General features: G+C 64.8%; 8 protein-coding genes and 1 pseudogene. 3 read left to right on the top strand and 6 right to left on the bottom strand.

The window, feature by feature from the left end:
* Positions 1–12 precede the first annotated feature (12 nt).
* Positions 13–1317, bottom strand: a pseudogene (locus RCP80_RS26045) (condensation domain-containing protein); the annotation flags it as partial.
* 65 nt (positions 1318–1382) lie between these two features.
* Positions 1383–1610 carry an MbtH family protein gene (locus tag RCP80_RS02185; protein ID WP_308480786.1) on the bottom strand — a complete coding sequence of 76 codons (228 nt, stop codon included), beginning with the start codon at positions 1608–1610 and terminating at the stop codon, positions 1383–1385.
* Between the two features lie 198 nt (positions 1611–1808).
* On the opposite strand from RCP80_RS02185, the gene RCP80_RS02180 reads away from it, so the two are divergent.
* Complete coding sequence (locus tag RCP80_RS02180; RefSeq protein ID WP_308480785.1) at positions 1809–2312, top strand: DUF2505 domain-containing protein; 504 nt, start codon at positions 1809–1811, stop codon at positions 2310–2312.
* 15 nt (positions 2313–2327) lie between these two features.
* On the opposite strand, the gene dmpG is transcribed toward RCP80_RS02180, so the two are convergent.
* Genes dmpG through RCP80_RS02165 form a run of 3 tightly spaced genes read right to left on the bottom strand, consistent with a single transcriptional unit; the run spans position 2328 to position 5132 of the window.
* On the bottom strand, positions 2328–3383 hold the full coding sequence (gene dmpG / locus RCP80_RS02175) for a 4-hydroxy-2-oxovalerate aldolase (RefSeq protein WP_308480784.1): 1056 nt from the start codon (positions 3381–3383) through the stop codon (positions 2328–2330).
* Positions 3380–4291, bottom strand: coding sequence for an acetaldehyde dehydrogenase (acetylating) (locus RCP80_RS02170; RefSeq protein WP_308480783.1), 912 nt, complete (start codon positions 4289–4291; stop codon positions 3380–3382). The genes dmpG and RCP80_RS02170 overlap by 4 nt, the downstream gene beginning before the upstream one ends.
* Before the next feature lie 55 nt (positions 4292–4346).
* Positions 4347–5132 carry a 2-keto-4-pentenoate hydratase gene (locus RCP80_RS02165; RefSeq protein WP_308480782.1) on the bottom strand — a complete coding sequence of 262 codons (786 nt, stop codon included), beginning with the start codon at positions 5130–5132 and terminating at the stop codon, positions 4347–4349.
* Between the two features lie 71 nt (positions 5133–5203).
* Here RCP80_RS02165 and kstD point away from each other — a divergent pair, with 71 nt between their 5' ends.
* On the top strand, positions 5204–6925 hold the full coding sequence (gene kstD, locus RCP80_RS02160; RefSeq protein WP_308480781.1) for a 3-oxosteroid 1-dehydrogenase: 1722 nt from the start codon (positions 5204–5206) through the stop codon (positions 6923–6925).
* A gap of 1 nt (position 6926) precedes the next feature.
* Complete coding sequence (locus RCP80_RS02155; protein WP_308480780.1) at positions 6927–7787, top strand: enoyl-CoA hydratase ChsH3; 861 nt, start codon at positions 6927–6929, stop codon at positions 7785–7787.
* A gap of 75 nt (positions 7788–7862) precedes the next feature.
* Here the strand turns inward: RCP80_RS02155 and RCP80_RS02150 are convergent, their stop codons facing one another.
* Positions 7863–8699, bottom strand: a complete 837-nt coding sequence (locus RCP80_RS02150; protein ID WP_308480779.1) for an endonuclease domain-containing protein — start codon at positions 8697–8699, stop codon at positions 7863–7865.
* Positions 8700–8774 lie beyond the last annotated feature (75 nt).

Here is an 8774-nt window from a genome sequence, read left to right as displayed (position 1 = left end):
CCGCTCGGCGCCATCGAGCACATCCACCGACGACAACCGCCGCCCCGGATCACCCGTCATCGCCACCAACACCCGCTCCAGATGGCGGGCCAGCTCAGGAGCCTCGATATTCGAAAACGGTTGTCCGGCACCCATGGTGCTGAGCGAAAGCTGGTCGCCGATGCCTGAGAAGACCAGCCCGAAACCACCCACGATCCCGGCATTCGTCAGCGATGCCGTCGCCGCCAGACCCCCGAAGTCCAGGGTGAAGGTAGATGGAAGGAAATTGACGCTCACCCGGCTCGCCAGCCGACCAGGCGCACGAGAGTTGATCTTGCGTTCAAGGGAATAGACCGGGAATCGTTGATGTCGCAGGGCTTCCCGGATACGCAGATCGACGTGTGCACAGAAATTGGCCACCGAATCATCCGGTCGTGCCTTCAGAACCAGCGGCACCACGCCCGCGACCATCCCGGGAAGTGTCTTCGACTCCGGACTGACACGCCGGCTGACTGGGAAATCGAGCACTACATCCGCACCCTCGGCGTGCCAACCACGAACCAACAGTGCACAGGCAGCGGTGATGATCGAGGAACGAGGAACGTTCCAACCGCGGGATAGATCCTCGACTCGGCGAAGTACCGCGGGGTCCAATGGCGCTGGCGCAGAAGGCCAATGTCGGTCGTCCGCGCTGTCTTTGTCGGGCAACCGATGAGGCGATTCGGCGTCGGGGGGAAGGTTGTTCTTCCAATAGTTGGCATCGTCGACGTACTCGTCGGACGCTTCGTACCGGGACTCACAGTCAACCAGATCAGACAATGAGCCGAACAGGGCAGTTGGGATGGGCGCCCCGGAAACGACCGCAGAGTAGAGCGCCGAAATCCGGTGGCCTACCAGGGCAATACCGGTTCCGTCGAGGACAATGTGGTGACAACAACCGAAGAAGTACGATTCATTGGCTTGTGTCTGAAACAACGCAAATTTGAACAGCGGCCCAGTGAAGGGCATCGGCGTGCGTTGCATCGACGCTGCCATCTCGCGCGCGTCCGCAACGGGATCCGAAGAGCCGGTCAGGTCGTGACAGACCAGTTCGACATTCGGATAGTCGCGCGCCGTTTGGAAGATCTGGCCGTCCTTCTCGAAGAAGGTGGCCCTAACCGGTTCGGCTTCGCGCACCGCCCGACGGACCGCCCACTCCAGGGCATCACGGTCTAGCGTGCCCTCGATCCTCACGAAGAGGCCGAGTTGCCATTCTGTGCTGCTGTAAGCCGTAGTCCCCGCCAGCCATATATCGAGCTGTGCGCGTGTTACGGGCAGCGTCCGGTCATCATGCTGCATTGGTTCCCCCACCGCAGGATTTACTACCCCATGCCCCCCCCCGGGCACTTAAATTGTTGAGCTGCCTATCGGTCGGAGAAGTGGCTCTCCAGCCTCTCGCGCAGACTCCTGGGCCTTATGTCGGGCCAGTTCTGCTCCATGTATTCCAGACACTCAGTCCGGCCGGCCTCGCCGTAGACAACCTTCCAACCCGCCGGAACGTCGGCAAAGGTTGGCCAAAGGCTGTGTTGTTCTTCGTCATTGATCAATACGACAAAATTGCCATTGTCGTCGTCAAACGGATTGACGCTCACTCGGGCCTCCCCACCCTAGAGCCTCGAGCCGGCCGGTGAGATCGTTCGACGGTCCGGTGCAAATGCGCCCCCACGCCTTGCTTCCGTGTTGTCTGCCTCGGTGGCCAGCTCCAGCTACTTACTTGTTGCTGGCAGTCAGCATAGCGACTTCTCTTGAAGAGAGGTGTAAAAATCCGCGATCCGGCATAGCCTGTTGCTGTGCCGCGGTCATACGACTTCACGGTCGACTCGCCAGCCAGTGTCGAGCAAATCCATTCTGCGTTTGCCAGCAGGGACTACTGGCGTGCGCGGCTGTCCTCTTTTGGCGGGCTCGGCGACTTGGATTCGTTAACTGTCGACGACGATGGCGCGGTCACCGCGGTGTGCGTCAAGGACCTCAGGCCCGACGGGTTACCCGGGCCCGCGGCCAAGTTCTTCCCCCGCGAGTGGCGAGTCGTGCAAAGCGAGACCTGGAGTCCCATCGGCGACGGCCGCGTGCGGGGTGAGGTTCGCCTGATGTCCCACGGAGCGCCGGGCTCCGGGTCCGGCTCGGCCCTGCTGGTTCCGACTCGGGGCGGTTCCCGCCTGAAATGCAACGCGACCGTGGAGTTCAAAGTGCCGCTGATCGGCGGTCAGATCGAAAACGTCATGGGCCGATCGCTGGTGCAGAACATCTCCGTTCTCCAGCAGTTCACCGCGGACTGGATCAAGGCGAACGCCTGAAGCGCCGAGGACTGTTCAGCCGGCCGGCGCGGCTTCCTGTTCCCGCTTGATCTCCAGCGCGATGTCGATGAGCTGGTCCTCCTGGCCGCCGATCAGCTTGCGCTGCCCCGCTCGGTGCAACAGCACGTGGGCGGGGACGCCGTAGCGCTCCGACTGCCGGATGGCGTGCTTGAGGAAACTCGAATACACCCCGGCATACCCCATGATCAGGGCGTTGCGGTCGAGCAGACATTCGGCGGGCATGGCCGGGGCCACCACCTCCTCGGCGGCGTCGGCAATGTCGAAGAAGTCGATCCCGGTCTTGACGCCGATCTTGTCGAAGACACCGATCAGCGCCTCCACCGGGGCGTTTCCAGCGCCCGCACCAAACCGCCGGCAACTGCCGTCGATCTGCTTGGCGCCGGCACGCACGGCCTCCACCGAGTTCGCCACCCCGAGACCGAGGTTCTCATGGCCATGAAAACCGACCTGGGCGTCGTCGCCGAGTTCGGCCACCAGGGCGGCCACGCGGTCGGCGACCCCTTCGAGCACCAACGCGCCGGCCGAATCGACGACATATACGCACTGGCAGCCTGCATCGGCCATGATGCGGGCCTGCTTGGCGAGCTTTTCGGGCGAAATCGTGTGGCTCATCATCAGGAACCCGACGGTTTCCAGTCCGAGTTCGCGGGCCAGCCCGAAGTGCTGGATGGAGACGTCGGCCTCGGTGCAGTGCGTGGCGATCCGGCAAATGGACCCGCCGTTGGCCTGCGCCTCCTTGATGTCTTCCTTGGTGCCCACCCCGGGCAGCATCAGGAAGGCGATCTTGGCCTCCTTGGCGGTCTCGGCCGCCAACTTGATCAGTTCCTGCTCGGGGGTCTTGGAGAACCCGTAGTTGAAGCTCGATCCACCGAGCCCGTCACCGTGGGTGACCTCGATGACCGGCACACCCGCGGTGTCCAGCGCCGCGACGATGCTGTGCACCTCGTCCTTGGTGAACTGGTGCCGCTTGTGGTGCGATCCGTCCCGCAGCGAGGTGTCGGTCATCCGGACATCCCAGACGGGGTTGAAGAAGATCTCTGAAGTACTCATCGTGCTGCTTCCTTCTCGGCCGAGACCAACTCGCGGGCGATCTCCTCGCCGACCTTGGTCGCCGCGGCGGTCATGATGTCCAGATTTCCCGCGTAGGGCGGCAGGTAATCGCCGGCGCCCTCCACCTCGATGAACGTGGTGACGGTGGCGTACCCGCCGGAGGTCATCGAGGGCGGGTCGAACTGCGGTTCGTTGAGCAGGCGGTAGCCCGGCACGTAGGTTTGCACGTCGGCGACCACCTCCTTGATGGACTTCGTGATCGCGGCCTGATCGGCGTCCTCGGGGATGGCGCAGAAGATGGTGTCGCGCATGATCATTGGCGGGTCGGCGGGGTTGAGGATGATGATGGCCTTGCCCCGCTTGGCGCCGCCGATGGTCTCCACACCCTTGCTGGTGGTCTTGGTGAACTCGTCGATGTTGGCCCGGGTGCCGGGGCCGGCGGAGGCCGAGGCCACCGACGCGACGATCTCGGCATACGGCACGTCCACCACGCGACTTACCGCGTACACGATCGGGATGGTGGCCTGGCCACCGCAGGTGATCATGTTGACGTTCGGCGCGTTGACGTGTTCGTGCAGGTTGGCCGGCGGGATCACGGCCGGCCCGACCGCGGCCGGGGTCAGATCGATCGCCCGGATACCGGCCTCGGCGTAGCGCGGTGCGGCTTCGCGGTGGACGTAGGCGCTGGTGGCCTCGAACACCAGGTCCGGTTTCTCGTCGAGTCCCAGCAGCCAGTCGACACCCTCGTGGCTGGTTTCCAGGCCGAGCTTGCGGGCGCGGGCCAGGCCCTCGCTTTCCGGGTCGATGCCCACCATCCAGCGTGGCTCGAGCCAATCCGAGCGCAGCAGCTTGTACAGCAGGTCGGTGCTGATATTGCCCGACCCGACAATCGCAACGGAGGCTTTCATGTGTGGACTCCTGCTCATCTGGAAAAACCCAAGCTCAATCTCGGAAAAACACAGCTCATTCGAAAGTCAGTCGTACTGAACCTAACCCAGCGAAGTCCGCGACGAAATTGTCGCCCGGACGTGCATCTATCGCACGGGTGCACGAGCCGGGCAGCACCACGTCGCCGGCCTTCAACCGCACACCGAAACTGTCGACCTTGCGGGCCAGCCACGCCACGGCGGTGACCGGATTTCCCAACACGGCATCGCTGCGCCCCTCGGCGACCACCTCGCCGTTGCAGGTGAGCACGGCATCGATGGCGGTGATGTCGATGTCCTTGGGGGACACCCGTTCCTTGCCCAACACCCAACCCGCCGAGGACGCGTTGTCGGCAATGGTGTCGCACAGTTTGATCTGCCAGTTCTTGATCCGGGTGTCGATCAACTCGATGGACGGAACGAACGCCGCCGTGGCCGCCAAGACGTCGTCCTCGGTGCAACCGGCGCCGGGCAGATCGCTGGCCAGGATGAACCCCACCTCGACCTCAACCCGCGGATACAGATACGCCGAGGTCTTGATCGGGGTGTCCTCGAAGACCTCCATCTCGTCGAGCAGGTGCCCGTAGTCCGGCTCGTCGACGTTCATCATCTTCTGCATGGCTTCGCTGGAAAGCCCCACTTTGTGGCCGATGACCCTGGCGCCCTCGGCGACCCGCTGCCGGATGTTGATCAGCTGGATCTCGTAGGCGTCGACGACGTCGATACCCGGCTGGGCCGCGGTCAGCGGGTCCAGCGCGGTCCTGCTGCGCTCTGCCTCGGCCAGATCTGCGGCCAGCCGGGCACGGGTGTCAGCATCGAGCATTTGTGAAGTCCCCTCGCTTCTGTGACCGGGGCAGTTGTCCATTGACCCGGCAATTCTATAACGTGTTCTACATGACTGGTCAGGAGTACGGCGTGTTTGACGTAGTCGTGGTAGGAAGCGGCGGGGCCGGCATGGTTGCTGCCCTCACCGCTGCCCATCAGGGCCTCTCAACGGTAGTCGTTGAGAAGGCCCCGCACTATGGGGGTTCCACTGCGCGGTCAGGTGGTGGGGTTTGGATTCCGAACAACCGGGTCCTCAAGCGCGACGGCGTCAACGACACCCGCGAAGCCGCCCGCACCTACCTGCACGCGATCATCGGCGACGTGGTGCCGGCCGACAAGATCGACACGTACCTGGACCGCGGTCCAGAAATGCTCGACTTCGTCCTCGAGCACTCGCCGCTGAAGCTGTGCTGGGTGCCCAACTACTCCGACTACTACCCGGAGACCCCGGGCGGGCGCGCCGGCGGGCGATCGGTGGAGCCCAAGCCGTTCGACGCCAAGAAGCTCGGCCCGGACCTGCCCGGCCTGGAGCCGCCGTACGGCAAGGTGCCGCTGAACGTCGTCGTCATGCAGCAGGACTATGTGCGGCTCAACCAGCTCAAGCGGCATCCGCGCGGCGTGCTGCGCAGCCTGAAGGTGGGTGCGCGCACCATGTGGGCGCAGGCCACCGGCAAGAACCTGGTGGGGATGGGGCGCGCGCTGATTGCTCCGTTACGCCTCGCGTTGCGCGACGCCGGCGTCCCGGTGCAGCTCAACACCGCACTGACCGACCTCTACCTCGAGGACGGTGTGGTCCGGGGCATCTACGTTCGGAACACGCAGGCATCAGAATCTGAAGAGCCCCAGCTGATTCGGGCTCGGCGAGGGGTGATTCTGTGCAGTGGCGGCTTCGAACACAACGAGCAGATGCGGGTGAAGTACCAGCGTGCGCCCATTTCCACGGAGTGGACTGTCGGCGCCAAGGCCAACACCGGTGACGGCATCCTGGCCGCCGAGAAGCTCGGGGCGGCTTTGGAGATCATGGAGGACTCCTGGTGGGGCCCGACCGTGCCGCTGATCGACGCGCCGTGGTTCGCACTGTCCGAACGCAACTCACCGGGCTCCATCATCGTCAACATGTCCGGCAAGCGGTTCATGAACGAATCGATGCCCTACGTCGAGGCCTGCCACCACATGTACGGCGGCCAGTACGGACAGGGATCGGGTCCGGGCGAGAACATCCCGGCCTGGCTGATTTTCGACCAGCGGTACCGCGACCGCTACATTTTTGCCGGCCTCCAGCCGGGCCAGCGGATTCCGAAGAAGTGGCTGGAATCCGGCGTGATCATCTCCGCGCCGACCCTGGACGAACTGGCCGTCAAGGCCGGGGTGCCCACGGACGAGTTCAAGGCCAGCGTGGAGCGGTTCAACGGGTTCGCGCGCACGGGCGTGGACGAGGATTTCCACCGCGGGGAGAGCGCCTACGACCGTTATTACGGCGACCCGACCAACAAGCCCAACCCCAACCTGGGCGAGATCAGCCAGGGGCCGTTCTATGCCGCGAAGATGGTGCCGGGCGACCTCGGCACCAAGGGCGGTATCCGCACCGACAACGACGGCCGGGCGCTGCGTGACGACGACTCGGTGATCGCGGGACTCTACGCAGCCGGTAACGTCAGTTCGCCGGTCATGGGGCACACCTACCCCGGACCGGGTGGCACCATCGGTCCCGCGATGACGTTCGGTTATCTCGCGGCGCTCCACCTCGCGGGCGCCGCGCGACCGGCGGCATCGGACTCCGGAAAGGCTTGACATGCCCATCAACCTCGACGAGGCCCTCGGCGCCGAACTCGACCCCGTCGAATTCTCTTGGACCAGTAGCGATATCCAGCTCTACCACCTGGGCCTGGGAGCCGGCGCCGCGCCGCTGGATCCGCGCGAGTTGCGCTACCTGACCGACAACACCCCGCAGGTGTTGCCGACGTTCGGCAACGTCGCGCAGAGCTTCCACCTGACCGAACCGCCCACGGTCCAGTTCCCGGGGATCGACATCGAACTGAGCAAGGTGCTGCACGCCAGCGAGGGCATCTCGGTGCCCGGCCCCATCCCGCCGGCGGGCACCGCGACCGCGGTCACCCGCTTCACCGAGATCTGGGACAAGGGCAAGGCCGCCGTCATCTGGTCCGAGACCACCGCCACCGCGCCCGACGGGACACTGTTGTGGACCCAGAAGCGGTCCATCTTCGCCCGCGGCGAGGGCGGCTTCGGCGGCGACCGCGGCCCGTCCACGTCGAACACGCCGCCCGACCGCGCACCAGATCTAGAACTCGACGTCGCGACCCTGCCGCAGCAGGCGCTGCTGTACCGGCTGTGCGGCGACCGCAACCCGCTGCACTCCGATCCCGAGTTCGCCGCGGCCGCAGGCTTTCCGAAGCCGATCCTGCACGGCCTGTGCACCTACGGCATGACCTGCAAGGCACTGGTCGACCGCGTTCTGGACGCCGACGTGGCCGCGGTCGGTTCCTATAGCGCACGCATGGCCGGGGTGGTCTTCCCGGGCGAGACGCTCCGGGTCAGCGCGTGGAAGAACGACGGCGGCTACCTCGGCGTCGTCACCGCACCGGAGCGTGGGGACGAAGTTGTGCTCGCTGGTGTGGAGTTCACCCCCCGATAGTTCGCTGGGCTGGGCGTCCCCAGTGGGCCCAGTCGGAGCGGGAACCCACCTGGACATTCGAGGCCGAGCGTGAAGCTAGCTTCGCGCTGACCGCGCCTCGCGCACGCGCCGCAAGACATCGGCGGGACGATCGTCAGCGGTAACCACGACCACGAGCCAGCCTTTGCGGCGCAGCATCTCCAGTCGTCGACGGTCGTAACTGTACTGAGAGCGTGAAGTCCGATGGTGATCCCCGTCGTACTCGACCGCCAATTTCAGCTCCGGCCAACCCATGTCGAGATACGCGATCGGTTCACCGAACTCATTGGCTACTGGGATCTGAGTATGCGGTCGCGGCAATCCCGCGTCGACGAGCAATAGACGCAGCCAGGTCTCCTTGGGTGATTGGGCACCGGCGTCGACGAGTCCTATCGCTGCACGCGCGGAAACGATGCCGCGTCGCCCAGGGTAGCGAGCGACCGGGAACTCCAGATCCGCGGCCCTGATGCCGGTGGCCCGCATCAGTGCGTCTATCGTCGGCACTGCCTGCGACAACGAATGCCAACAGGCCAGGTCCAACGCCGTCCGCTCCGGTGTCGTGACCTTCATACCGTCGATGACCAGGACTTCATCCTCAGCCAGCCGGTCGCCGTGGACGAGGAGCCCGGGCTGGGGGTGACGGTTCGAATAGATGAGTTCCGCCGCTTGGGAGGCGTCGATCCACTTGCTGCCGTGCAGCGCCGAAGCAGAAAAACCCGCCACAACTCCCCGGCGCTTGGACCACAACCACGCAGCTTTGGCGCGCACCAGCGCCGTAGCGCTGTCACGTGGACAGTAGACATCGCGGAACAGTCGGTCATATCGGCGGGCCAGCGCGTAGGTGGTCAAGCGGCGATTGGCGACGGCTTCACTACCGATGAATGGTTGAGCCATGTCGGCAGTCTGCCGCCCAGCGTCCCCGGCCGCGGACAACGATCAACAGGCCCGCATGTCCACCCGCGAGTGTGA

The organism is Mycolicibacterium sp. MU0053 (assembly GCF_963378095.1).
In the GTDB taxonomy this organism is placed as follows: domain Bacteria; phylum Actinomycetota; class Actinomycetes; order Mycobacteriales; family Mycobacteriaceae; genus Mycobacterium; species Mycobacterium burgundiense.
This window is presented reverse-complemented; position numbering and strand designations above follow the sequence as displayed.

What these genes read in the sequence shown, in the direction of transcription:
- dmpG (WP_308480784.1), bottom strand. Translation starts at nt 3,383, where the DNA reads ATGAGTACTTCAGAGATCTTCTTCAACCCCGTCTGGGATGTCCGGATG.
- RCP80_RS02170 (WP_308480783.1), bottom strand. Translation starts at nt 4,291, where the DNA reads ATGAAAGCCTCCGTTGCGATTGTCGGGTCGGGCAATATCAGCACCGAC.
- RCP80_RS02165 (WP_308480782.1), bottom strand. Translation starts at nt 5,132, where the DNA reads ATGCTCGATGCTGACACCCGTGCCCGGCTGGCCGCAGATCTGGCCGAG.
- kstD (WP_308480781.1), top strand. Translation starts at nt 5,204, where the DNA reads ATGACTGGTCAGGAGTACGGCGTGTTTGACGTAGTCGTGGTAGGAAGC.
- RCP80_RS02155 (WP_308480780.1), top strand. Translation starts at nt 6,927, where the DNA reads ATGCCCATCAACCTCGACGAGGCCCTCGGCGCCGAACTCGACCCCGTC.
- RCP80_RS02150 (WP_308480779.1), bottom strand. Translation starts at nt 8,699, where the DNA reads ATGGCTCAACCATTCATCGGTAGTGAAGCCGTCGCCAATCGCCGCTTG.